The organism is Bradyrhizobium daqingense, assembly GCF_021044685.1.
GTDB classification, from domain to species: domain Bacteria; phylum Pseudomonadota; class Alphaproteobacteria; order Rhizobiales; family Xanthobacteraceae; genus Bradyrhizobium; species Bradyrhizobium daqingense.
In genome coordinates this window covers 5153936-5179124 of record NZ_CP088014.1, presented here as the reverse complement: position 1 = coordinate 5179124, position 25189 = coordinate 5153936, and the positions used below count along the sequence as shown (strand labels likewise).

General features: G+C 64.2%; 23 protein-coding genes and 1 tRNA gene. 5 read left to right on the top strand and 19 right to left on the bottom strand.

The annotated features are described in order from the left end of the window. Positions 1–59: 59 nt before the first annotated feature. Entirely contained in the window at positions 60–182 is a 123-nt protein-coding gene (locus LPJ38_RS38005; RefSeq protein WP_283811472.1) for a hypothetical protein, read from the top strand. A gap of 189 nt (positions 183–371) precedes the next feature. Here the strand turns inward: LPJ38_RS38005 and ntrC are convergent, their stop codons facing one another. The 3 genes from ntrC to dusB are packed head-to-tail and all read right to left on the bottom strand — an operon-like array spanning position 372 to position 3991. Next, positions 372–1814, bottom strand: coding sequence for a nitrogen regulation protein NR(I) (ntrC, locus tag LPJ38_RS24500; RefSeq protein WP_060736038.1), 1443 nt, complete (start codon positions 1812–1814; stop codon positions 372–374). 9 nt (positions 1815–1823) lie between these two features. Further along, positions 1824–2993, bottom strand: coding sequence for a two-component system sensor histidine kinase NtrB (locus LPJ38_RS24495; protein ID WP_145633625.1), 1170 nt, complete (start codon positions 2991–2993; stop codon positions 1824–1826). Then, positions 2990–3991: a tRNA dihydrouridine synthase DusB gene (gene dusB / locus LPJ38_RS24490; protein WP_208750548.1), complete on the bottom strand. Its 1002-nt coding sequence runs from the start codon at positions 3989–3991 to the stop codon at positions 2990–2992. The genes LPJ38_RS24495 and dusB overlap by 4 nt, the downstream gene beginning before the upstream one ends. 282 nt (positions 3992–4273) lie before the next feature. Between dusB and LPJ38_RS24485 the strand changes: the two genes are divergently transcribed. Further along, positions 4274–5455, top strand: coding sequence for a bifunctional 2-C-methyl-D-erythritol 4-phosphate cytidylyltransferase/2-C-methyl-D-erythritol 2,4-cyclodiphosphate synthase (locus tag LPJ38_RS24485; RefSeq protein WP_145633622.1), 1182 nt, complete (start codon positions 4274–4276; stop codon positions 5453–5455). A 3-nt stretch (positions 5456–5458) separates the two neighbouring features. After that, entirely contained in the window at positions 5459–6067 is a 609-nt protein-coding gene (locus LPJ38_RS24480; protein ID WP_060736035.1) for a CinA family protein, read from the top strand. A gap of 6 nt (positions 6068–6073) precedes the next feature. Here LPJ38_RS24480 and LPJ38_RS24475 read toward each other — a convergent pair whose 3' ends face one another. The 3 genes from LPJ38_RS24475 to lipA form a co-directional block, all read right to left on the bottom strand. Beyond that, the gene (locus tag LPJ38_RS24475) at positions 6074–6850 is read right to left on the bottom strand and encodes a mechanosensitive ion channel family protein (RefSeq protein WP_145633619.1); all 777 of its coding nucleotides are present in this window, start codon (positions 6848–6850) and stop codon (positions 6074–6076) included. A 221-nt stretch (positions 6851–7071) separates the two neighbouring features. After that, positions 7072–7542: a type II toxin-antitoxin system RatA family toxin gene (locus LPJ38_RS24470; RefSeq protein WP_145633616.1), complete on the bottom strand. Its 471-nt coding sequence runs from the start codon at positions 7540–7542 to the stop codon at positions 7072–7074. A 6-nt stretch (positions 7543–7548) separates the two neighbouring features. Then, entirely contained in the window at positions 7549–8505 is a 957-nt protein-coding gene (gene lipA, locus LPJ38_RS24465) for a lipoyl synthase (RefSeq protein WP_145633614.1), read from the bottom strand. 130 nt (positions 8506–8635) lie between these two features. Here lipA and LPJ38_RS24460 point away from each other — a divergent pair, with 130 nt between their 5' ends. After that, positions 8636–9238, top strand: a complete 603-nt coding sequence (locus LPJ38_RS24460; RefSeq protein ID WP_145633611.1) for a DNA-3-methyladenine glycosylase — start codon at positions 8636–8638, stop codon at positions 9236–9238. A gap of 92 nt (positions 9239–9330) precedes the next feature. On the opposite strand, the gene LPJ38_RS24455 is transcribed toward LPJ38_RS24460, so the two are convergent. The 6 genes from LPJ38_RS24455 to LPJ38_RS24430 all read right to left on the bottom strand — a co-directional run bounded on the left by LPJ38_RS24455 (position 9331) and on the right by LPJ38_RS24430 (position 16383). After that, positions 9331–12207 (bottom strand): valine--tRNA ligase, encoded by a 2877-nt coding sequence (locus LPJ38_RS24455; protein WP_145633608.1) that lies wholly within the window; start codon positions 12205–12207, stop codon positions 9331–9333. Between the two features lie 124 nt (positions 12208–12331). Next, on the bottom strand, positions 12332–13108 hold the full coding sequence (locus LPJ38_RS24450) for a PopZ family protein (protein ID WP_167520478.1): 777 nt from the start codon (positions 13106–13108) through the stop codon (positions 12332–12334). Between the two features lie 304 nt (positions 13109–13412). After that, entirely contained in the window at positions 13413–14798 is a 1386-nt protein-coding gene (locus LPJ38_RS24445; protein ID WP_145634575.1) for a TolC family outer membrane protein, read from the bottom strand. A gap of 205 nt (positions 14799–15003) precedes the next feature. After that, the gene (locus LPJ38_RS24440) at positions 15004–15666 is read right to left on the bottom strand and encodes a protein-L-isoaspartate O-methyltransferase family protein (protein ID WP_167520477.1); all 663 of its coding nucleotides are present in this window, start codon (positions 15664–15666) and stop codon (positions 15004–15006) included. A gap of 139 nt (positions 15667–15805) precedes the next feature. Then, entirely contained in the window at positions 15806–15985 is a 180-nt protein-coding gene (locus LPJ38_RS24435; RefSeq protein ID WP_145633604.1) for a hypothetical protein, read from the bottom strand. Positions 15986–16146: 161 nt separating this feature from the next. Next, positions 16147–16383: a hypothetical protein gene (locus tag LPJ38_RS24430; RefSeq protein WP_145633601.1), complete on the bottom strand. Its 237-nt coding sequence runs from the start codon at positions 16381–16383 to the stop codon at positions 16147–16149. Between the two features lie 59 nt (positions 16384–16442). Here LPJ38_RS24430 and LPJ38_RS24425 point away from each other — a divergent pair, with 59 nt between their 5' ends. After that, positions 16443–17552, top strand: coding sequence for a putative sugar O-methyltransferase (locus tag LPJ38_RS24425; protein ID WP_145633598.1), 1110 nt, complete (start codon positions 16443–16445; stop codon positions 17550–17552). Positions 17553–17775: 223 nt separating this feature from the next. Here the strand turns inward: LPJ38_RS24425 and LPJ38_RS24420 are convergent. The 7 genes from LPJ38_RS24420 to LPJ38_RS24390 all read right to left on the bottom strand — a co-directional run bounded on the left by LPJ38_RS24420 (position 17776) and on the right by LPJ38_RS24390 (position 25162). Next, positions 17776–17850 (bottom strand) — tRNA-Asn (locus LPJ38_RS24420). Between the two features lie 135 nt (positions 17851–17985). After that, entirely contained in the window at positions 17986–18354 is a 369-nt protein-coding gene (locus LPJ38_RS24415) for a hypothetical protein (RefSeq protein ID WP_145633595.1), read from the bottom strand. Between the two features lie 211 nt (positions 18355–18565). Then, positions 18566–20266, bottom strand: a complete 1701-nt coding sequence (locus tag LPJ38_RS24410) for a flotillin family protein (protein WP_145633592.1) — start codon at positions 20264–20266, stop codon at positions 18566–18568. 23 nt (positions 20267–20289) lie between these two features. Continuing rightward, complete coding sequence (locus LPJ38_RS24405; RefSeq protein ID WP_145633589.1) at positions 20290–20949, bottom strand: OB-fold-containig protein; 660 nt, start codon at positions 20947–20949, stop codon at positions 20290–20292. A gap of 10 nt (positions 20950–20959) precedes the next feature. Continuing rightward, complete coding sequence (locus tag LPJ38_RS24400; protein WP_145633586.1) at positions 20960–22111, bottom strand: PspA/IM30 family protein; 1152 nt, start codon at positions 22109–22111, stop codon at positions 20960–20962. Positions 22112–22438: 327 nt separating this feature from the next. Next, positions 22439–22822 (bottom strand): RidA family protein, encoded by a 384-nt coding sequence (locus LPJ38_RS24395; protein WP_145633583.1) that lies wholly within the window; start codon positions 22820–22822, stop codon positions 22439–22441. Positions 22823–22834: 12 nt separating this feature from the next. Further along, complete coding sequence (locus tag LPJ38_RS24390) at positions 22835–25162, bottom strand: acetamidase/formamidase family protein (RefSeq protein ID WP_167520476.1); 2328 nt, start codon at positions 25160–25162, stop codon at positions 22835–22837. Positions 25163–25189 lie beyond the last annotated feature (27 nt).

The window sequence follows — 25189 nt, the reverse complement described above, 5'->3', positions numbered from 1 at the left end:
CGGGAACGGATTCCGCCATCCCGGCTTGACCCGGCATGGATAGGATTTGTCTCGCAACGATGGTTTCAGCCGTTCTGCTGCTGATCGTGGCCGCCGACCTCCTGGTCAACGGCCTCGGCGTTCAGCCGCCGCTGGTGAAGGTCGCCAGCGTGACGCCGGCATCCGGCGGACTGGTCAGATAGACGTGATGCCGCACGTTGCGGCCGAATCAACGATTTTGAAGGTGCGCGCGGAACATTTCGGTTCTGTCCGGACTTCTGCTCACCGCGTCAGCCACAACGGCCAGCGCGATCCGGACAGGCTCAGCTCTGCCTTGGTAGGGGGAGCTGAGCCACCGGCCCCCGCAAAGTGTTTGGTGCTTGTCGCGGGAATCAGCCCCCGCTCCGATACACCTGGATGTCGAGGTCCCGGATCTTCTTCCGCAACGTGTTGCGGTTGAGGCCGAGCAGGTCCGCGGCGCGGATCTGGTTGCCGCGGGTGGCGGCCAGGGCCGCCGTGAGCAGCGGCACCTCGATCTCCTTGAGGATGCGGTGATAGAGGCCCGGCGGCGGCATGCCGTTCGGGAAGCCCTGGAAGTGCGTGGACAGGTAGGCCTCCACCGCGCCGCCGAGATTGTCGACGCCCTGCTGGACCGCCGCGCCCGGACTGACCGAGGGCGGCGCGAGTTCGCCGTCGATGACCGAGGACGTGATCACGTCCTGCGGGTAGAGCGCGGCGAGACGCCGGGCGAGGTTTTCGAGCTCGCGCACGTTGCCCGGCCAGCGATGCTGCTTCATCCGCTCCAGCGCCAGCGTGTCCAGCTTCTTCGGCGGCAAGCCGTCCTTCTCGGCCAGCGTGAAGAAGTGCCGCACGAGGTCCGGCAGGTCCTCGATGCGCTCGCGAAGCGGCGGCAGCCGCAGCGGCACGACGTTGAGGCGGAAGAACAGATCCTCGCGGAACAGGCCCTGCTGGATCAGGACGCGCAAATCCTTGTTGGAGGCCGCGACGATGCGCACGTCGGTCTTGATCGGGGTGCGGCCACCGACGGTGGTGTATTCGCCCTGCTGCAGGACGCGCAGCAGGCGGGTCTGTGCTTCCATCGGCATGTCGCCGATCTCGTCGAGGAACAGCGTGCCGCCCTCGGCCTGCTCGAACCGGCCGGAGGCGCGAGTGTTGGCGCCGGTGAAGGCGCCCCGCTCATGGCCGAACAATTCGGATTCGATCAGGTCGCGCGGGATCGCTGCCATGTTGACGGCAACGAACGGGCCGTTGCGGCGCTTGCCGTAATCATGCAGCGCGCGCGCCACCAGCTCCTTGCCTGTGCCGGACTCGCCCGTGATCATCACGGTGAGATCGGTCTGCATCAGACGCGCCAGCACGCGGTAGATTTCCTGCATCGCCGGCGAGCGCCCGACCAGCGGGATCGCCTCCATCTCGGCGTCCTCGTCGGGCGTCGACGTCCGCTCCTTCGGCTCGGCGAGCGCGCGGCCGACGATGGCGATCAGCTCCTTCAGGTCGAAGGGCTTCGGCAGATATTCATAGGCGCCGCGCTCGGAGGCGCGGATCGCGGTCATGAACGTGTTCTGCGCGCTCATGACGATGACGGGCAGATTCGGCCGCATCTTCTTGATCCGCGGCAGGAGGTCGAACGCGTTCTCGTCGGGCATCACTACGTCGGTGATGACGAGATCGCCCTCCCCCTGGCTGACCCAACGCCACAGCGTTGCGGCATTGCCGGTGAGCCTGACTTCGTAGCCGGCGCGGGAAAGTGCCTGATTGAGAACGGTGCGGATGGCGGTGTCGTCGTCCGCTACGAGAATGCTACCTGCGGGCATCGCTAATCCTCATTTTGCCCCCTGTGATGCAGGCGACGGCTTCCCGGCAGAGTCGGCGCGGCTGCTTTGATCGGCATGTTTCACCGATGTGGAATACATCGGCATCAGCACGCGGAAGGTGGTCTTCCGCGGCTGAGATTCGCATTCGATGATGCCCCCGTGATCGCCGACGATCTTGGCGACCAGCGCAAGGCCCAGGCCCGAGCCGGTCTGCTTGGTGGTCACGAAGGGATCGAACAGGTTGGGCAGAAGGTCGTCCGGCACGCCTGGTCCGTTGTCTTTCACGCAGAACTCGAGCGGCAGGGATACCCGGGATTTTTGACCGGGGACTGACAGGCGCACGCCGGGGCGGAACGCGGTGGTGAGCTGGATCTCGGCGTCGGGAACGTCGATCAGGGCTTCGGCGGCATTCTTCACGAGATTGAGGAACACCTGGATCAGCTGATCCTGGTTCGCCAGCACCGGCGGCAGCGAGGGATCGTAATCCTCGATGAAGCGGATGTTGCGGGCAAAGCCGGACTGCGCAAGGCGCTTCACGTGGTCGAGCACGGAATGGATGTTGACGGGCCCGCGCACCACGGGGCGCTCGTCGCCGAACACCTCCATGCGGTCGACCAGGGTCACGATGCGATCGGCCTCGTCGCAGATCAGGCGCGTCAGCATGCGGTCTTCGGACGACGCCTGCTGCTCCAGGAGTTGCGCCGCGCCGCGGATGCCCGACAGCGGGTTCTTGATCTCATGCGCCAGCATCGCGGCGAGCGCGATCACCGAGCGCGCGGCGCTGCGATGGGTGAGCTGGCGGTCCATCTTGTCGGCGATGGACCGCTCCTGCAGCATCACCACGATATGACCGGGCCGCTCCGTGAGCGGGGCGACATGCAGGTCGACCTGACGGTCCCCGCCCATGCGCGGGGTGCCGAGGTCGACCTTGTACTCGTTGACCGGCGAGTTGGACGAGCGCACCTGGTCGATCAGCGCCAGTAGCGGGCTGCCGAACGGCACCAGCTCCTTCAGCGACTGCCGCTTCAGGAATTGCGTCGAGATCTCGAAGAAGGCTTCGGTCGCGATGTTGGCGGCGACGATCTTGCCGTCCGGCCCGATCATCAGCACGGGATTGGGCAGCGCATCCAGGATCGCGTCGCTGTCGGCGGGCTGGCGATGATCGGCGGCCGAGCTCATGCAGCAGCCCTCCACGCGAAATCGTCGAAGGCGTCCTGCAGTGATTGATGGACGAGGCGCGGATCCTCGGAGGTCAGGATCTTCTGACGCCAGGCTTTCAGTGTCTCGACCGGCGCACCGCTCGCTTCCGCTGCGACGTCGAGCCCCCAGCCGAGATGCTTGCGCGCATGTCTGAGCCCGACGCGCAGGCCGTAGAGCGCGCAGACGCCCTCATAGAGCGTGCGGACATAGTGCAGCTGCGCCTGGAGCGAGGGCGTTGCTTCCACGGCCCCGCCCTTCAGGCGGCGGCCGATCTGGCCGGGCAGCCAGGGCTGGCCCTGCGCGCCGCGGCCGATCATCACGGCGTCGGCGCCCGAGGCCTCCAGCGCGGCGAGCGCCTTGTCATAGCTGGTGATGTCGCCATTGACGACGAGCGGAATTGAGATGGCCTCGCGCACCGCGCGGATCGCGTCCCAATCGGCCTCGCCCTTGTAGAACTGGCAGCGGGTGCGGCCATGCACGGTGACGAGCTTGATGCCTGAAGCCTCGGCACGACGCGCCAGCTCCGGCGCATTGCGGGTGCGGTCGTCCCAGCCGAGCCGCATCTTCAGCGTCACCGGCACCTTCACCGCCGCGATCGTCGCTTCGATCAGGCTGACGGCATGGTCGAGATTGCGCATCAGGGCGGAGCCGGATTGACCGCCGGTGACGTGACGCGCCGGGCAGCCCATGTTGATATCGATGATGTCGGCGCCTTCGGCCTCGGCGATCCTGGCTCCTTCGGCCATCCAATGCGCCTCGCAGCCGGCGAGCTGGACCACGTGAGGCCCGATTCCGGTGGCTTCGCAGCGCAACCGCGACATCCGATGGCCGTTGGCGAGCTCGTCGCTGGCAGTCATCTCAGACACGACGAGACCTGCCCCGAGCTCGGCGGCCAGCCGACGGACGGGCGAGTCAGTCACCCCCGACATCGGTGCCAGGAAGACCGGGGTGGCGACATCAATATCGCCTATTTTCAACGGCTTAGAGCCTGATACTGCCGAGCCGGTCACAGGGGTCTCGTTGACTGCGCAGGGCCTCATCGCGCCTGCCATGACCTATCTTGCGCACAATTCTTGTGCAGTCAAGCGTCATGCCTACAGTTTAGACAGTTCTGCAGATCTTTCAAGTGCAGTGCAACAAAATGCTGTTTCCCACAATCCGGGGAAACCCCCTTTTTTTGCGGGCCTGCCGTGCTAGAGGCATGCCGTCAAATCACCCCACTCCCCGGCTCCTCATTACCAACTGAATATTTGAGTCCTATGGCGAAATCACAACGCACCGCGGTCGTCCTCGTCGCAGCCGGGCGTGGCTTGCGCGCCGGTGCCGGTGGTCCCAAGCAATATCGTGAGATCGGCGGCGTGCCCGTGATCTATCGCGCGATGGAAGCCTTCAGCCGCCACCCTGAAGTATCCGTGGTGCAGCCGGTGGTGAACCCCTACGACAGCGCCGTGTTCGCGGCCGCGGTCTCAGGGCTCAAGCATGAGCCGCCTAGCAATGGCGGCGCCACCCGCCAAGCCTCGGTGTTGGCCGGCCTCGAAGCGCTCGCCAGGCACAAGCCCGACATCGTGCTGATCCACGACGCCGCCCGGCCCTTCGTCTCGGCAGGTGTGATCTCCCGCGCGATCGAGGCCGCGAGCCAGACCGGCGCCGCCATTCCCGTCATTGCCGTCACCGACACGATCAAGCTCACCGGCGAGAACGGCCATGTCGAGGGCACGCCGGATCGCGCGCGGCTGCGAATCGCGCAGACGCCGCAATCCTTTCGCTTCGACGTCATTCTCGAGGCGCATCGTCGCGCGGCGAAGGATGGACGATCGGATTTCACCGACGATGCCGCCATTGCCGAATGGGCAGGATTGACGGTTGCAACTTTTGAAGGCGATGTTGCCAATATGAAGCTCACCACTCCCGAGGATTTCGTGCGCGAGGAAGCCCGCCTGGTTGCCCAGCTCGGCGACATCAGGACCGGCACCGGCTATGACGTGCACGCTTTCGGCGAAGGCGACCACGTCATGATCTGCGGCGTGCGCGTGCCGCATACGAAAGGTTTTCTCGCCCATTCCGACGGCGATGTCGGCCTGCATGCTCTGGTCGACGCCATTCTCGGCGCGCTGGCCGACGGCGACATCGGCTCGCACTTTCCGCCGAGCGATGCGAAGTGGAAGGGTGCCTCCTCCGACCAGTTCCTGAAATACGCCATCGAGCGCGTCACGGCGCGCGGCGGCCGTGTCGCCAATCTCGAGGTCACGCTGATCTGCGAGCGGCCGAAGATCGGGCCGTTGCGCGACACCCTGCGCGCCCGCATCGCCGAGATTTCCGGCGTCGACATCGCGCGCGTCGCGGTGAAGGCGACCACCAGCGAGCGGCTCGGCTTCACCGGCCGCGAGGAAGGCATTGCGGCCACCGCGAGCGCCACCATTCGCCTTCCCTGGGGCGTCTAGGCCATGGGCGGCAGCGACGCACGCGCCCTCTCCCGCTCGCTGCTCGATCTGTGCCGGATGCGCAAGCTGACGATCGCCACGGCGGAGTCCTGCACCGGCGGTCTCGTCGCGGGCGCATTGACCGACATTCCCGGCTCTTCGGATGTGATCGACCGCGGCTTCGTCACCTATTCCAACGATGCCAAGCGCGCGATGCTCGGGGTCGAGGCCAGCACGCTCACAAACTTCGGCGCTGTCAGCAAGGAGACCGCCACCGCGATGGCGATCGGCGCGCTGGAGCGCGCCGATGTCGATCTTGCCGTCGCCATCACCGGCATTGCCGGCCCCGGCGGCGCCACGCCCGGCAAGCCGGTCGGCCTCGTGCATTTCGCCGCAGCCGCGCGCGATGGCCGCATCATCCATCGCGAGCAGCGGTTCGGCGCGATCGGCCGCAGCGCCGTGCGCGCCCGCTCCGTGGTCGAGGCGCTGCGCATGCTGCTGGATCTGGCCCGCGGCCCGCAAGCCCAGGCCAAGCCGCGCCCCGCGGCCGCAAGCCGCCTGCGCCCCCGCGTCACCCGCTCGCCGCGCCGGCACGCCGTGAAGCGCAGGCCGCCACGTTCGCCGCGCGGCTGAATCGCCTCAGGCTGCCGCGAGCAGAGCGCTCGCATGATCGAGCACACGCTGCTTGACGGCATCGGCGTCGGACGGCTTCACCTTCGCGCTCACCGTCAACTCAACGACAGGGGTTGCGGGATCAGTAGCAATCACCTTCGACACATTAACCGAAGGCGTGCCCCCCTCGGCGATGCGAGGATCATCGCGCAGCCCTTTCAGGATTTCGCCAGCCAGCGCATTGGCTGCACCCGCCCTGACCGGAAACGTCACCTTGACCTCGCCCGTGCCGGGATAGGCGCTGCGGTTGATGATCGCGGCACCCCACACCTGTCCGTTCGGCAACAGGATCTGCGTGTTGTCGGGCGCCACCAACTCGGTCATGAACAGCGAGAGCGACCTGACCTTGCCCGCCTTGCCGGCGACCTCGACTTCGTCCCCGATATGGAAAGGCCGGAACAGCAGCAGCATCACGCCGGCGGCGAGATTGGAGAGCGTCCCCTGGAGCGCGAGGCCAATGGCCAGCGATGTCGCGCCGAGCACGGCGACAAGGCTTGCCGTCTGGATGCCGAACAGCTGGAGCACGGCGATGCCGACCACGGCGAGGACGCCGTAGCGCGCGAGGCTGCCCACGAACAGCGTCACGAGCGGGTCGACGCGGTGCGTGACGCTCAACAGGCGCGTGACGAAACGCTGCATCGCGCCGGACAGATACCAGCCGATGGCGAGCAGCAGGATCGCGTAGATGGCGTTCAGTCCATAGAGGACGAGCGATGCTTTCAGCGTGTCAAAATTGATGGTCATGGCGTCTCCAACCCGGACAATCCGGAGAGAACCCGCAACGACGCAAAATGATCCCGGTAGATGTAGATGGGAAAACGGTGCGATGGTGGTTGGGAAGGCACGCCCGCCGCCCCCATTGTCATTGCGAGCGCAGCGAAGCAATCCAGGATTCCTCTGCGGAGAGACTCTGGATTGCTTCGCTGCGCTCGCAATGACGGTGGAGAGAGCGGTGCCTGCGGCAGCTACGTCTGCGCCAGCTTCGGCCGGCCGTAAATCGCATCCGCGCGCTTTTCGAACGCGGTGGAAAACCGCGCGAACGCGGCGTCAAACATCGAGCCCATCAGCATCGCCAGCATGCGGCTCCTGAACTCATAGGAGAGAAAGAACCCGACGTCGGAGACGCCCTCCCCCTTGGGCTCGAATGTCCAGCGGTTTTCGAGATTACTGAACGGACCTTGCAGATATTCGACCAGGATTTTCAGATTGGCGCGATCGAGCGTCACCCGGCTGGTGAAGGATTCCTTGACCAGCTTGAACGACACCGTCATGTCGGCGACCAGCACCTCGGTGCCGTCGGGCTTGGCCATGCGCTGGCGCACCTTCAATGCGCTGCACAGCGGCACGAATTCCGGGTAACGCTCGACATCGGCGACCAGATCAAACATCTCGGATGCGCTGTGATTGACACGGCGCTTGCTCGAAAATTTGGGCATGGCGGTTCAGCGGGCGTTAGCGGCCCGCGCGGCCTTCAGTCGCGCGAAATCCTCGCCGGCATGATGCGACGAGCGGGTCAGCGGGCTCGCCGACACCATCAGGAAGCCCTTGGTGTAGGCGACCTTCTCGTAGGAGGCGAATTCGTCGGGCGGAACGAAGCGCATCACGGCGTGGTGCTTGCGGGTCGGCTGGAGGTACTGGCCGATGGTCAGGAAGTCGACCTCGGCCGAGCGCAGATCGTCCATCACCTGGAGCACCTCGTGGCGCTCCTCGCCGAGGCCGACCATGATGCCGGACTTGGTGAAGATGGTGGGATCGAGCTCCCTCACCCGCTGCAGCAGCCGGATCGAGTGGAAATAGCGCGCGCCGGGGCGCACCGTCAGATAGCCCGACGGCACGGTCTCGAGATTGTGGTTGAACACATCGGGCTTCGCCGCGACGACGATTTCGAGCGCGCCCTCCTTGCGCAGGAAGTCCGGCGTCAGGATCTCGATCGTGGTCGAGGGGCATGCGGCCCGGATGGCGCGGATCGTCTCCGCGAAATGCTGGGCGCCACCATCGGGAAGGTCGTCGCGGTCGACCGAGGTGATCACGACATGGGCAAGCCCCAGCTTGGCCGTTGCTTCCGCGACGTGCTGCGGCTCGGCCGCATCGAGTGCATTGGGCAGCCCGGTCTTAACGTTGCAGAAGGCGCAGGCGCGGGTGCAGGTGTCTCCCATGATCATGAAGGTCGCGTGCTTTTTGTCCCAACACTCGCCGATGTTCGGGCAGCCCGCCTCCTCGCACACCGTGTGCAGGCCGTTCGCCCGCACGATGTTGCGGGTATCGGCATAGCCGCGGGTGTTGGGCGCGCGCACGCGAATCCAGTCCGGCTTCGGCGGCGAAGCGGAATCGGGCCGGTTCACCTTTTCGGGGTGGCGCGGGCGCAGCGGGTTCGAGATGGTATCGACAATAACGACCATGGGGTGTCCGGTCTGTTCAGGTCCTACCTAGTCGGTCTGGCCAGGCATCGCAACCCGGCTCGCCCCGCTTCAGGGAACATGGCAGATATGGGCAATATCCTGCTCTGTTCTCTGGCGATTCTCACCTCGAATGGCTCCAATCAAGAAGACTTCACCACCCCGGCTCGGCAAAGCGCTGAAGCGCTCCTTTTTTGGCCGCAGCGTGCACGACGTCGCGCCCGATTTGATCGGTGCCACCATGCTGGTCGACGGCGTCGGCGGGATCATCGTCGAGGTCGAGGCCTATCATCATACCGACCCGGCCGCGCACTCCTACAACGGGCCGACGCCGCGAAATCAGGTGATGTTCGGCCCACCCGGCTTTGCCTATGTCTACCGCTCCTATGGCATCCATTGGTGCGTGAACTTCGTCTGCGAGGAGGAAGGTTCGGCCAGCGCCGTGCTGATCCGTGCGCTGGAGCCGACGCATGGCATCGTGGCGATGCGCCGGCGCCGTCATCTCCAGGACATGCACGCGCTGTGCTCGGGCCCGGGCAAGCTGACCGAGGCGCTCGACATCACCATCGCGCACAACGCCCTGCCGCTGGACCGCCCGCCGATCGCACTGCATGCGCGGACGGAGGACGTCGAGGTCGCGACCGGCATCCGGATCGGCATCACCAAGGCCGTCGAACTGCCCTGGCGCTACGGCGTCAGGGGCTCCAAATTCCTCAGCAAGCCGTTTCCGAAGTAGGCGTTGTCGTTCCGGGGCGCGTCGAAGACGCGAACCCGGAACCTTGAGATTCCGGATTCGATGCGGCGCATCGCTCCGGAATGACGATGACATCAAGACGCCTGCTTCAGCCGCTCCAGCGCCTCGAGCAGCTTGGCCTTGCGGGCCAGCGCCGCCTCGCGCTTTTCGCGCTCCTCCTCGACGACCTCTTCGGCCGCGTTGGCGACGAATTTCTCGTTGGCGAGCTTCGACTCGGCGCGCTTGATGTCGGCATCGGCCTTGCCGATCTCCTTGTCGAGGCGCGTGCGCTCGGCGGCGACGTCGATCACGCCCTTCAGCGGCAGCGCGGCCACCTCCCCGCGTACCAGGAGCTGAACCGCGCCGTCGGGCGCGCGGTCGGCGAAGGAGATGTCCGACAAACGCGCCATGCGCTTGATGACGTCGGTCCAGCGCGGCGCCCGCTCCCTGGTCTCGGCCGAGGCGCCGGCGAGCACCAAGGCCGTCAGCGTCGCCGGTGGGATGTTCATCTCGGCGCGCACCGAGCGGATCTGGGTGACGAGATCGATCACCCAGCCGATCTCCGCCTCCGCCTTGGGATCGCTGAAGTCGGCATGGTCGAAGATCGGCAGCACCCAGGCCGGCGCGGCGAGTGGATCGGTCGGCCCCGTCGTTGCCGCCAGCATCGCAAGCTGCTCCGGCGTCGGCCCGGCGGGCTTCAGCGGCCACGACGCCAATGCGAGCAGGCCCTCACGCTTGGCCGTCACCTCCCACAGCTCTTCGGTGATGAAGGGCATGAAGGGGTGCAGCAGCTTGAGAATCTCGTCGCGCGCCCAGGCGACCATGGCGCGGGTCTCGTCCTTGGCGGGACTGTCTGGACCAAGCAGCACGGGCTTTGCGAGCTCGAGATACCAGTCGCAATAGACGTTCCACACGAAACGATAAATCGCGCCGGCGGCATCGTTGAAGCGATAGGCCTCGATCGCCTCGGTCACCTCGCGCGTGGTGTGCGCGCTTTCATGCGCGATCCAGCGGTTCAGCGTCTCCGTCGCCTTCGCCGGCTCGAAGCCTTCGGGCACGGCGCAGTGGTTCATCTCGGCGAAGCGGCACGCATTCCAGAGCTTGGTCGCGAAATTGCGGTAGCCCTCGACGCGGCTGGTGGCGAGCTTGATGTCGCGGCCCTGTGCCGCCATCGCGGCCAGCGTGAAGCGCAGCGCGTCCGCGCCGTATTCGTCGATCAGGTTCAGGGGATCGATGACGTTGCCCTTCGACTTCGACATCTTGGCGCCCTTCTCGTCGCGGACGAGGGCGTGGATGTAGATGGTCGAGAACGGCACCTCCTTCATGAAGTGCAGGCCCATCATCATCATGCGGGCGACCCAGAAGAAGATGATGTCGAAGCCGGTCACCAGCGCATTGGTCGGATAATAGCGCTGCACTTCGGGCGCATCTTCGGGCCAGCCGAGCGTCGAGAATGGCCACAGCGCCGAGGAGAACCAGGTGTCGAGCACGTCCTCGTCGCGGGTGATGAAGCCTTCCCGCTTGTTGCGGTCGAGCGCCATCTCGCGCCCCTGCTCCGGCGTGATGACCTCCTGCTCGACGTAATAGCCGAGCGCGTGGCTGACGGCCTCCTCCTCTGTCTCGGCGACGAAGACCTTGCCATCCGGTCCGTACCAGGCCGGGATCTGGTGACCCCACCAGAGCTGGCGCGAGATGCACCAGGGCTGAATGTTCTCCATCCAGTCGAAATAGGTCTTTTCCCAGTTTTTCGGCACGAACGAGGTTTCGCCCGAACGCACCGCCGCGATCGCCGGCCTCGCCAGCGTCTTGGCGTCGACATACCATTGGTCGGTCAGATACGGCTCGATCACGCTGTTCGAGCGGTCGCCATGCGGCACCATATGGGTGTGCGGCTCGATCCGCTCGACGAAGCCGAAGCTCTCCAGTCGTTCGACGATGCGCTTGCGCGCAGCGAAGCGATCGACCTTGTGGAACTCCTCCGCAAACTGCCCGGCGCCCTCCGGCAGGTCGCGCAGATAGTCTTCATTGTCGACGAGGTCGAGGCAGCCTTCCCGGTCGATCACGCTGATGCGGCGCAGGCCATGGCGATTGCCGACCTCGAAGTCGTTGAAGTCGTGCGCCGGCGTAATCTTCACCGCGCCCGAGCCCTTCTCGGGATCGGAATAATCGTCGGCGACGATTTTGATCTTACGGCCGACCAGCGGCAGGATCACGTTCCGGCCGACCAGCTTCTGATAGCGCTCGTCATCGGGATGCACGGCCACGCCGGTGTCGCCGAGCATGGTCTCGGGACGCGTCGTGGCGACGACGATGAAGGTCGAGGGATCCTCCGGACTGAAGTTCTTGCCCTCGATCGGATAGCGCAAATACCAGAGGCTGCCCTTGACCTCGGTCTGCTGCACCTCGAGATCGGAGATCGCGGTCAAGAGCTTGGTGTCCCAGTTCACCAGGCGCTTGTCCTTGTAGATCAGCCCCTCTCGGTGCAGCTCGACGAACACCTTGACCACGGCCTTCGACAAGCCCTCGTCCATGGTGAAGCGTTCGCGCGACCAGTCGCAGGAGGCGCCGAGCCGCTTGAGCTGGTTGATGATGGTGTCGCCGCTCTCGGCCTTCCACTGCCAGACGCGCTCCAGGAACTTCTCGCGGCCCATCTCGCGACGGCCGGGCTGCTGGCGCTCCATCAGCTGGCGCTCGACCACCATCTGGGTGGCGATGCCGGCATGGTCGGTGCCGGGCTGCCACAGCACGTCGCGGCCGCGCATGCGCTCGAACCGGCACAGGACGTCCTGGAGCGTGTTGTTGAGCGCGTGGCCCATGTGCAGCGAGCCCGTCACGTTCGGTGGCGGGATCACGATGGTGAAAGGCACCGCGTCGCGGCGGTCGGGGCGACCGGCCTTGAAGGCGAGGCTGTCCTCCCACACCACGGACATGCGGGCTTCGATATCGGCGGGCTGGTAATTTTTCTCGATCATGGGGCTGCTAGAAAGCCGCGCGCGCGGTTCAAGTCAACGGGAAGCTCGATGGCAGGCGTCTCCGGCCGGGCCGCAGGCCGAATATGACGCAGGAGCAGGGCTTTATCGGGGCCGCAGGGCCCTCTCAACGGCCGCCGCGCGAGACCCGCTCGATTTCCGCCTTCACGATGCGTTCAACCAGGCCCGGCAGATTGTCATCGAGCCAGGACTTCAGCATCGGACGCAGCATCTCCTTGACCAGATCCTCCAGCGTCCGCGCATTGCTGCTCAGCACCGTATGGGCCAGCGAGTTGAAGGCGGATTCGACGGCCGAGACCGTCGATTGTGCGAGCATCGGCTGTTGCGGCGGCAGCGGCGGCGCATCGAAATCCACCGGCGCGTAAGACGGCTGCGGCGTGGGCCGTGGCGGCGGCTGTTCGGCGAATTCCAGATCGTCGCGCGGCTCGACCTTGCGGAAGCTCGGTGGCGGCGGAGGCGGAGTGGGGTCGACCGCCATCTCGTCGGTCAATTCGAGCACGTCGGGCTCAAGCTCCGGCTCTGGCTCCGGGTCGGGCGCACGGACCTCCGGCGCAGGCGTGGCTGCATCGAGACCGGCCAGCAGGGCGTCGATATCGTCCTGGCTGTTGGATGCGTCCCCTGCGGGTGCGGGTGGTGGTGGTGGCGCCGGCTTTGCGGCCGGCGGCGCTGCAGGCTTCTCGGCGGCGGGCTTGGGCGGAGCGACCTTGGATGGCGGAATATCGTTCATCGCCTGTGGCTTCGGCGGCGCGGCAGGCGCCGCAGCCTTCTCGGGTTTGGCGGCCTCTGTCGGCGGTGGCTTGGCCTCGTCGTCGGCAATGATGCGCCGGATCGAGGCCAGAATCTCCTCCATCGAGGGTTCTGTGACCTTTGCAGGCTGCGTCATCTCCGACTCCACATCATCAACGCCCTCGCATGCGTTGTTTTACACCAAGCACGACGGGATTGGCCGGTTCCGGATCGACGGCCCGCCAATTTTCGTTGCGGCAGCCCGACTTGTCCCCAGATCACGGCTCAATGTGCGGCGGTGCGCCCCTGCCCGCGGCACTCAAGCTTTACGCACACGGCATCAATACGGGCCGAATCGACCCGCATCTTCTTGGCAAGGCTATGTCAGGGATTTTGGTGATTGCAAGCAAAGCACCGATCGGCCGCAGCTGTTTGCAAGGCCGACCGGATACTTACGGGAATCAACGCCCGTCGGGCGTGCGCACGCCGGCCCAGCTGTCGCGGACCTGATGGTAGTGCACGCTGGGATCATAGACCGTGGTCCCTAGGCCGAGCACCTGCGGCGACAGACGGCCGACGGCCGCGAGGACGTTATAGGATGCGACCACGCGATCGTGCTGCGCGGTGACCAGCGCGACACGCGCATTGACCAGCGCCTGCTGGGCGTTGAGGACGTCGAGCGTGGTGCGCTGGCCCGCCTTGGCTTCCTCGCGCACGCCGTTCAGCGCGATCTCGGACGCCGCCACCTGCGCCTGTGCGGACTGGACCTGCGCCTTGCCGGCCTGCAACGACCCCCACCACTGCACGACGGTCGCACGCGTCTGGTCGCGCGTGGTTTCGAGATTGAGACGCTGCTGCGCCAGGTTCTCCTTGGATTGGCGGATCAGGGAATATTCGCCACCTCCCTGATAGATCGGCACCGAGATCTGCGCGATCGCCGATGCGGTGAACGAGCGCATCTGAATCAACGACTGTTCATTGGCCTGCTGGGCCGATGCCTGGATCGTAACCGTCGGCAACAACGCACCTTCAGCGACCTTGACCTGCAGGAAATTGACGTCGATGCCGTACATGGCCGCCGTCACGTTGGGGTGCTCGACGAGGCCGAGTTCGACCGCTGCGGCAAGCGTTGCTGGCAGGAAACGATCGACAGGCGAGCCGGGTGCAAGGTTCGCCGGATCGTTGCCAATGATACGGCGGAAGTTGGCGCGCGTTGTGGTGAGATTTGCTTCTGCAGTCAGGGCCTGCGTCCTGCCCGCCGCCAGCTGAGCTTCCGATTGCGCAACGTCGGTGCGCGTCACTTCACCGACGTTGAAGCGATCACGCGTCTGCTTCAGTGTCTGCTCGAGCACGCGCACGTTGCTGCGCTGGACTTCGAGCGTGGCAGCGTCGCGCAGGTAGTCCATGTAGGTCGTGGCGGCCTGGAGCAACACGCTCTGATCGAGGCTGCGCAGCGCTTCGCGGGCACCGGACACCTGGCTCTCCGCCGCCCGCGTTCTGTTGGCGGTCTGATTGCCATTGTAGAGCGTCTGGGAAGCGGTAATGCCGGCGCTGCGAGGTAACCTCGTTCCGTTGATGGAGTCAGTCCCCGGGCCACTCTGCAGATCCTGGTACTGATAACCGCCGCTCGCCGTTAGCGAGACCTTCGGGCGATAGCCAGACAAAGCTTGAGGCACGTTCTCGTCAGTCGAGCGCACCTGGGCACGTTGCGCGTTGAGCTGCGGATTGTTCTGATAGGCGCGCACCAGCGCGGACTCGATCGTGTCCGCCAAGGCTGGCACTGGCCCGGCTAGCGACAGCAGCAGGACCGAAACAGCAGCTCCGGTGAAGAGCTTCACCCCATGCATCCCTGAAATTCCGTTCATTGTAACGCCCCACCTCGTGCCCGCGAGCTGGGTTACCGTCTACCGAGTGGAGTCGTTGCCCCGCCGCAACATAGGATGAGGATTAGCGCGACGGAACTACCTCAGGGTAGTTCTCGGTGGAAACTCTTCACGTGCAGCATCCCGGCCACACTTCTGATTTGGAACGGGATTTTATGGCGGTTGTGCGTCAGAACACGAAGGCGGCGGCCCGTTCCAGCCCGGGAAGGACCGGGGCGGCAGCGTCAAACAGCGCCCGATGGCCGAATTCGCCGTGGGTACGGGTCACGATCATGGCCCGCGGCGGCCTGGATTCGGCCGAAACCCCCACCAGGCGCCCGCCCTCCTTGAGCTGCCCAAACAGCCCGTCGGGCGTCACCTCGGTGGCACCATTGAGGATGATCACATCGTAGGGCGCTGCGGACGCATCGCCCTCGGCGCAGGAGGCCGCCTTGCAGCTGACATTGGCGAGCCCAAGGGCGGCGAAGACGTCCTTGGCCTTCGCGGCCAGCGCCGAATCGCATTCGGTCGCGGTAACTTGGCGCGCGAGCTTGGCCGCCAGCGCGGCGAGGTAGCCCGTGGCGCAACCGACGACCAGAACGTGGTCCCGCTCGCCGATTTCGGCGGCCTGGAGCAGCTTGCCGGTCAACTGCGGCTTGATCAGGAAGCGCTTGGTGTTCGCCTCGCTCACATCGAGGTCGAGGTCGAGATATGCCAAGGCTTGGCGGTTCGCCGGCACGAAGGCCTCACGCGGAACCGCGAGCATGGCGTCGAGAATGCGACGGTCGGTGACGTCACTGGTGCGCACCTGGCCATCGACCATTTTTTGGCGCGCGGTCGAGAAACCGGACATTTGCGGACCCTGAAATGCGGACGATGCCGCTGAGATGAGCTGGCGGCATCTTTGGTACATGCCCGCCCAAAACGCAACATGGCGTTGGCCCGGACGGCCCGCCGGGGTGCAACTCACCGCATCAGGAGACGAGCAGCCCCTATTCGATCGCGACCGCGAGACGGCCGATCAGCGCTGCAACTTCGTCCAGCCGCGCTGAGTCGGGCGCCTCGACGGCGCGCGCAAGGCAGGCCAAACATTCGTCGTCGCTCAGTTCGGGAACATCCGCCGGCAAAATCGAGGGGGCCATTTCGGAACGGTCGATCTGGATGTCTCGCATGGGGAATCAGCTCCGTAAAATTCCGGCAGTTGCGAAGCTCGACACGAATTGAGTCGATTTGGTGCCGCCCGCGTGGCGCGTTGGTGCCAAGGCACACATCTGCGTGGGCACGCGTCTGCGTAGACGAGCCTCAGAAGCCGCTCCACCGGCATCGTGCACCATCAGGGTGCGGCGGCAAGCTCGGTGCATATCAGAGATCGTCCAGAATGACGCCTCGGTTCTAGTCTTCGCGAGCTGCGGACATCGTCGCCGTTCTTGAGGATCTGCTCGATGCCCTCGCGTACGTCGGCATCGGTGCCCTTGTTCGCAACAGCCGCCTTGCCGGCTTGGTGATCTTGTTCATGGTAAACTTGGCTTTCGGTCAACGTTCGCCGAGCGACGTGGCTGAAGTCTACCATGAGTTGATCCATTCCAGCTTGCGGGTTAGCTTTCCCGCCCATTTGATGAGGAGCGGGCTTTGAGCGTTTTTGAGATGGTTGGTCGTCTAATTCGATCACAGCCGAGACTGCCGAAAGATCGGCAAATCGCTCCGCACCTTGAAAATCAAAAGCTATCAGGAGCAAGCATTCTCCGGGCTCAGCGTCTTGGCGCCGCGATCACAGATTCCGTTCGAATTCGGCGTGAACTCATCGCAAGCAAACCGGAGATCGACGAGAGTTTTGCGATGCCTGCGGCCAATTGGGATGCTGACATCTCAAACGATTACCTCCGATGCTACAAGTTGCTCGCAACACTAACACAACAGGAAATCGAGCTGCTGCGCTTCCGCTCGCAGAATTTCAGCGGGAATAATCTGACAAAAATGGCACCTGGCGTAGGCACCAGCGGGACAGATCCGGTCGCCGATGATCTGGAGACGAGATGGACCAATCAAACACGGGATCAGCTCATAACGCATTGGGAAGCATTGACGAACAACATCCCCTCGCAATTCGTTCTGAACGCGCCCAACATACTGGGCGAATGCGGCTGGTGGTGGAAAGGCCGCATCGTGAACTCCGACGTGGTCAACTATCAAGAACGCATGAGCCTGATGGCTCTTTCCGGCATACTGGACCGGTTCAGTGGCCGCTCACCCCGCATCCTTGAAATCGGCGGCGGCTATGGCGCGCTATGTTTGGGACTGTTGAACGCAGTCAAGCCAACCCAATACGTGATCTGCGACCTTCCCGAGTCTCTGTTGTTCTCCGGCCTATATCTGACGGCGGCCCTGGATCGCGAAACTCGTCTTCTGGATGCAGATAAAAGCATCGCTCAAGAATCGAGCGGAGAAGTGTGTCTTCTCCCGAACTATTTGGCTCAAACGCACATTCCCCGGCAGCAATTCGACCTGGTCATCAATACGCTCTCGATGAGCGAGATGAGCCCTCATCAAGTAAAAACATATGCTGAGCTCATATCGACGTCGATTGGCTCCAGTGGTGTGTTCTTTGAGCAGAACCACGACAATAAGCCGGTCGGCCTGATTGACTGCAAAGATTATCTTGGCTCTTTCTTCAGCAAGGTCGCTTTCATTGAAGCGCCAATTCCGGTTGTGCGCGGCAAAGCTGCGGTTTGGTCGAATTAGCAAGCCAGCCAACCTGTCGGGGCTGTCGCCCTGCGATAGTGAACGAACGGACAGACCGCCGGATCGCCTTCGCCGACATCGGGAGGTAGCACGCGCCTACCGCGCCCTGATCCGGAATGGATGATTCCTGGACGAAAAAGGGGCATCTGCTTCCGAGAGCATCTCTGTGGAGCGCAACACGTCAGCCTAACGGCTTAAATCCGTTTGATTTCATTGAAGAATTTGGCTCCCCGGGCTGGATTCGAACCAGCGACCATCCGATTAACAGTCGGATGCTCTACCGCTGAGCTACCGAGGAAAGGGCGAACCAGTCGTTCGCGCGGGCTGCGTATAACAAAGCCGGTTGCGCTTGCAAAGACGAATTCGTCATCTTCTGCAAGGTGCCTGAGGAGGGCCGCGATGCGGCCCTGCCCCCCTGCCATATCAGCCAAGGCTACTCGGCGAGGAACGAGGTGGTCTTGGTGCCGGGGTCGTAGCGCAGCCGCAGCGCCGTCATCTTGCAGAGGTTGACGTTCTTCCAGAGCACCGCCTCGTCATAATTCTGCCAGTCGACGCGGATGTTCCAGACACAGCCTTCGTCGTCCTCGTCGAACTCGACATAGGTGCTGGCCTGGTTCTGCAAAACCTTCTCGAGCTCGTTCTCCCATTCATCCAGGCCATCGTCCGGGGCGTTGAAGCCGAGGAACTTGATGCCATAGCCGGTCTCGTTGACGACGGTGACGTTGCGGGCGTCAGCCGCAAAAGACGGCGCGGCAACAATCGCAAATCCGATCGCGATCAGCCCTGACAGAAAATGCTTCATTGAAAATCTCCCGATTGAAACAGGCTTCGGCGCCCGGCGTCGATTCGGCGCAGGCGCCGTTGCAACAGATGGCGTTGCCTCGAAAGCTTCCTCCGAAGCGCGATCGACAGTTTCAACGCGCTGTCGACCTGCACTCCGGAAGACATGCGCGACGCGAGACGCCCATGGCCTGTTCTATCGTTTCGAATTCTCCGCAGCAATGAATGGGCATTCATAGATCGGCGGCGTTTGTTTTCTCCGGCGACGGCGCAGGCACTGCGGCGCCGTTGCTCTTTCCCGTGACCGCGCCGACCAGCGCCTTCACGGGATCATCGTCCGGCGCAAAGCCGCTCTGGCGCAGGATCTCGTCGATCATGGGACGCAGCGCGTGCACCTTCAGAAGCTCGCCGGCGAGCCCTTCGCCGAAGCCCACATTGCCGCCGCCGGCACCATTGCCGTTGCCGCCGAACGCCCCTCCGGTGTGCAGGATGCGGACGTCCTTGAGGTTGGCTATCGGCTTCACCATCTCGGCCAGCGCCGAGGGCATGGTCTCGATCCGCTTCTTGGCAATCTCGAAGTCGATGACGTTGCTGCCGAGCTTGTTCTGGGCCTCGTTCTTCATCGTGATGACGGCAGCTTCCGCCTCACCGATGTTGCGAACGCCGACGGCCTTGATCTTGTTGGACTCGGCTTCCGCGGTGGCCAGCGTCTTCACGGCCTCGGCGCGATCGAGCGAGGCCTTCTTCTCGGCCTCGGCCGCCACGATCAGCTCGGTCGACTTGCGTTCGGCCTCGGTCCGTGCGGCCAGCACCTGGGTCAGACGGGCTCGATCGGCGACCTCGACCGCGCGCGCAGTGACGACCTTTTCCTCCGCGGAGACGGCGAGCGCCTCCGCCGTCTTGGCTTCGGTGACCGCTTCCGACGTCTCCTTGCTCTTGGCGGCGATCTGGATCTCGTTCTCCTGGGTCGCGATCTGGATCTCGCGCTGGGCGTCGGTCTTGCGCTTGTTGATGGCGAGATCGGATTCGATCACCGCGGTTTCCTTGACCCGCTTGGCACCCGCCTCCTTCTCGGCGACGGCGCGGTCGGTGTCGATGCGGGCGTTCTCCTCGGTCAGGCGCGCGGTCTGTGTGGCGGTCGCGACCTCGGCGCGGGTGCTCGCGGTCTTGTTGGCGATGTCGCGCTCCTGGGACAGCTCGGCTTCCTTCTTGGTTCGCTCGATCCCGAGGGTCTGCTGCCGCGCTTCGAGATCCTTCTGCGCGATCGCCACCTCGTTGTCGCGAACGATGGCGTTGCGATCGCGCCGCCGGGTCTCGGTGACGGTCTTCAATTGGGTGAGACCTTCGGCGTCGAAGAAATTCTCCGGGTTGAAGAACTTGACGTCGGTCTGGTCGAGCTTAGTCAGCGACACCGATTCAAGTTCGAGGCCGTTCGATTTCACGTCGGACTCGACCGTCGACTGCACGTGCTTGACGAAGTCCGAGCGCTTCTCCTGGAGTTCCAGGATGCTCATGGTCGCGGCCACCGAGCGCAGGCCGTCGACGAATTTCGCCTCGACCTGGTTGCGCAGTGCCTCGGCATCGTTGGTCAGCGCGCCGAGTGTCTGGCTCGCCAGTGCGATGCTCTCCTCGTCGGGTCGGACGCGAACGTAGAACTCGGCGACGATGTCGACGCGCAGGCGGTCCTTGGTGATCAGGGATTCCCGCTCCTTGCGTTCGACGGTGAGCCGCAGTGTCTTCAGATTGACGCTGGCATAGGAATGGAAGATCGGCAGGATCATGGCGCCGCCGTCGAGCACGACCTTCTTGCCGCCGAGCCCGGTGCGCACGAACGCTTCGTCGCGCGTGGCGCGCTTGTAGAGAATAGTGAAGACGATCCCCAGGACGACGATCAGCGCGACGCCAATCACGGCCGGGACTGCGATGTCGAACATGACTTTCTCCGATAATGGACGTGCTAGCTGCTTAGACTGGGCTTGGAAGGTTTGAGTTCATCGTCGGCTTTCACCGCCACGAAGCGAGTGCCGTCGCGATCGACCAGGAGAACCAGGGTTCCCTGCGGCAACGGCGGTGACGAAGGTGCGGCGACCGCCGAGACGAAGTGACGGTTGCCGTGGACGTCGGCGACGCTGACGCGGCCCGGCGGCCCCTGGTCGAGCGGACCGATGACGACCTCACCGATGCGACCGACGAGATCGCCGAGGCCAACGGCGTAGCCCTCGTCCTTGGGAACGACCCTCGCGATGGCACGGCTGGCAACCCTTACCAGCGGAACCGACGCGGCGACCGCCCCGACCGAAGCAACCGTCGCCGGCAAGGGACCTGCCACCAACCGCGCGACGTCCTGGATCAGGAAGCCGGTGATGGAGAAGGCGCCGAGCAGCAACAGCAGGAAGATCAAGAGCGGCACGCCACCGACATTGATCCACGAGATCGCATTGATCACCCCATTGTCGCTGGGGTGAGCGAAATCGATGTTGGTGCCCAGCATCTCACTGAGCGAAGCCCCCACCAGCATCGAGACCACCTCGATCGTGCCGACGATGACGATCATGGCCGCTGCGATCGCGAACGGCCTGACCTCCGGCGACATGACGTGTTCGAGCAGAGCGCTCATGACACGGCACTCAGGAGCCCGACTTCAACCGGGCCAGCCGCGCTGCAATTTCCTTGTCGCGATGCAACGTGCTGAGCTCGTCGATGTCGCTCGAATAGGGGATGCCCGGCGGCACGCCGGTCGCCCGCGCCACCGCCCTGCCCGCACGCAGCGCCTTCGCCGCCGCAGAGGTGCCGCCCTGCTTCTTGGGCGATGTCGAGGCCTGCTGGCTTGCGACGGCCTCGCTCTTTTCGAGATCAGCGCGGCGTTGCTCAGCGTCCTGGAGCGCCGACAGCACGGCGCGCAGCGAGGTCACGCATTGCTCGATCTTCTCGTTGTTCTCGTCGATGGCCCGCGAGAGCACCTCGAATTGCGCCTCCAGATCCATCTGTCGCGCGATGCCGGCCCGCGCGAGATCGTCGCGCCCGTCCGCGATCGCGCCCTCGATCTTGGCGGTCAGATCGGTCATCGCACGCTCGATTTCGCTGCGGCGCGCGTTGAGGCGGTATTCCTCGGCCCTCGCGGCGGCGAGCGCATCGCGCGCTTCGCTCTCGGCACGCTCGATCTCGCGGATGGCCTGTCCAACGACCTTGAGCTTGTTCTTGCCTTCCGCCTGCTCGATGGCGTCATAGGCGATTCCGGCGATCAGGCGCCCGACCCGGGACAGGAAATTGTCGGGAGCGGCAGCGATGTTATCCATAGCGTTCTCCTCCTCTGGCAGAATGTTCGGCGTGACGCCGTAGTGAACTTCGAAACCGTCGTCGGTCCGGATGAGGTGTGCGGGCACGCTCTGCCCCCAGCCCTCGGCATAGCCCGCATAGTCGAAGGGCACGCTGAAGCGGCCCTCCACGGTCGCAATCGAGATGGTGGCAGGCCCCTTGATCTTGGCGAGCTTGTCGTCGAGCGGCAGGCGGCGGCCCTGGGCCGCGCGATAATCGGCACGGTCGCGCAGACCCAGGGTCACCAGACGCGACGGCAGCGCGGTCTCCTTACGGATCGGCTCATAGGCATGGGCGTGGAGCAGGACCACGTTCGAGCCCAAATTGTGGGTCCTCGCGATCTCGTCGAGAATCTCCATCATGCGGTCATAAGCCCTGAACGTCGCCTCGAGCGCGGCCTTGGCGGCGGGATCAGGGGCAAGCCGATAGCGCAGTGCGGACGGGGCGTTTCGGGCCGGGTTCATGAAAAGCACTAAAGCACCATTTTGGTGCTTTAGGTATAGGATTTGCGATCACGTTCCCCTGATCCCTATGCACTCTGTCGGTTAGTCGCCGTGGTTTCGGCGTGCGTTCAAGCAGGCCGATCCACCTCTAGATCACGCCGATCAAGACTTCCTGCACGCGCTGGTTGCAATTTTAGACAAAGATCGAAGGCGCCTGTAACGCGAGGGGCAAGCTGTCGCAGCGGTCATCCCGACACCCTCCTGTCGGAGGCGCGGGGAACATCAGACGCGGGCTCGGTTCCACCTCCACGGGGCGGTTGCGCAGCACTACCTGTTGCCTCGAATCCCTTACGACCGTCGGCACACCAGATCGATCTCGATCAGTGCATCGTAAGCGAGCCCGGTGACGCCGACACAGGTGCGGGCCGGCAGGCGATCCGGCGGAAAAAACGTGCGGTAGGTCTCGTTCATCGCGGCGTAGTCTTCCTTGAACCGCGTCAGATAGATGCGCGTCATCACGACGTGCTCAAGGCCGAGATCGAGACCTGCGAGAACGACTTTCAAGTTTTCCATCACTGCGCGGGTCTGCGCTGCAATCCCATCGGGAAGTACTCCCGGTGCTTGCGGCGTGTCCGGCATCTGGCCGGTGACGAAGATGAAACCATCGGTCTCGACGGCGTGGCTGAAGGGCGCGACCGGCTTCGGTCCGCCGCTAATCATGTGGAATTTCACTTCGCGTGTCCTTTAAGGTGCGTCCTGAAACAGGCGCTTGCTGAGGATGGCGTGTACGCCCCAATTACCGTCGACCACCTGCGTGCCGCCGAAGTCGACGGCAGCCGACATCAGCGCGATCGCCTCGTCCTCGCTCAGGCCTTTGACGTTCATCAGAAAGCGCCGCATCTTGCGGAACGCATCCTTCATCGCAAGATCCAGCGAGGATTTTGTGTAGACCTCGCTTTGGCCTTGCGCGCCGAACTCGGCAAGGTAATTCGGATGGCTGAAACCGGTCAGCACCCAATCCGTCTCGGTCTCGATCAGAGGGTAAGAAAGATCGGCGAAGGGCCGGCCGGCGAGATCGGCCTTCTTGTGCAGGATCACCTCGAACGTGCCAGTCATCGAGCATTCGATGGCGGTGCCGCTCAATTCGCCGTCGCCTTGCGCGGCATGGGGATCGCCGACCGACAGAAGCGCGCCAGGAACGGAAACCGGGAGATAGATCGTCGCCCCCTTCCCCAGCCGCCAATTGTCGAGATTCCCACCGAAATAGGACGGCGGCACTGAATCGACGAAATCGACCTCGCGCGGGGCCACGGCGATCACGCCGAAATGCGGCCGCAGGGGAATACGGATGCCGTCGAGCACGGCATGGCGCCGCTTGACCGTAGATGCAACGAGAACGCCGGGATAGTCGTAGGTCGTGTGCACCACGCCGAACGGATCGGTCTGCGGTTCCCAACGGTAGGAATAGAGCGCCCGAGCGTGCGGCATCTCAGCGTCGTCGAATATCTCATAGATGGTGACGACTTCGCGCGGCTTGGGACCGCCCAGGAACTCATTGTAATGATAACCCCACCACGCCGCGACCGATGAGCCGAATACGCGGCCCGCACGGTCGGGATTGCGGTTCGCTCGCGGCACGATGTCGAGGATACGCACTTCCAGCACGTCGCCAGGTTGGGCGCCATTGACCGCTACAGGGCCGGTGCAGATGTGTACGCCAAAGCCCTCGCCAGCGCCGCGACCGAACACGCTCGCGTCCATCGGACCCGCACCGCGGCGATCGACGTTTTTCTTGTCCCGCGTCCAGCCGAATACGGCTTCGGCGCCGGCATCGCCCTTGATCATCAGGTCGGGGGCATCAGAGGCGTGCTGCGTCAAGGTCTCGATGGTGATGGTGTCACCCGAGGCGATCTCGATCTGCGGGGATAGCGAGCGGCTGAAATAGCCCCAATGGACGCGGCTGGCGTCGACCGGCAGATGATGATGCCTGCGCTCTGTCGTCGTTTTCTGTTCAGCGCCGACGCAGGCGATTCTGCCGCGTGCCTCCGGGTTCTGATGGGCGCGAAGCTGCGCCAGTGCCTCCTGCGGCCAGCCGCGCTGGCCGGCGATGCCATGCTGCAACGTCGCCCGCTCCGCCTCCTGCTGGCGAAACTCGCGCGGCGGCAGGCCGAAACGGTGACGGAAGGCGCGACTGAAATGCGCGGAATCGCTGAAGCCGTAGGCGTAAGCGATCTCCGAGATCGAGCGATGTGCTTCAGTCGGGTTGGACAGATCAATCCAGGCGTGCTGGAGCCGGCGCTCGCGGACGTAGTGAGTAAAATTGTCGCCGACTGTCTCGAACAGCTTTTGCAGGTACCGTTCAGAGATCCCTTCGGCCTGCGCAACGCGCGCCGGTACCAGATCGGCATCGCCGAGCTGTCGCTCGATGGTCTGGCAGATCCGGTGCAGGAGCGCAGCCTGCGTCGCACTCGATCCGACATCAGCGCTTGAGACCGCCACCAGATGCGTGAGAGTGAGGTGCAGATCGACGAGCGATTGCGCGACAGAATTCCATTCGGCATCGCTCAAGGTGTCGAGCGCGCGTGCGGCAGCGTCCAGCAGCCGTGCGAACACGTCCGCAAAGCCGCCGGGCGGCACGACACGAGGATCTCGAAGCCGCGGCTTGCCCGAGTGACGCCCATGCAGCGCATCCGATGTGACCGACAGAACGATGGCACGCATGTCGCGTTGGAACGCGATGCTCCAGTCGCCGTTGCGCGGCAGCAGCACGAGGTGACCGACGGGAATGATGCGGTGGCCACCGGCGCTTTTCAGCACCATGCCGTCCTCGACAGGTATCAGCGCGATCGGAATGTCTTCGTTTGCTTGCGAGAGCGGGCCGACGCTTTGGGAGCCTGCAGCCATGCGCGTCAGCGCAACACCTGCGGCGTGGCGATGCGAGGCCGTTGCATGTCCGTCGAAGAGACTATGACCACTGACTGGTTGGAGACCGACATCAGCCAGCACGTCCCGCCAGGCTTCGGGTCGGTCGGCTTTCGCATAGGATTCGCTCGTGAAAGGACGGAAGCTCATCGGATCGACCCAGATTGCGGTCGATCG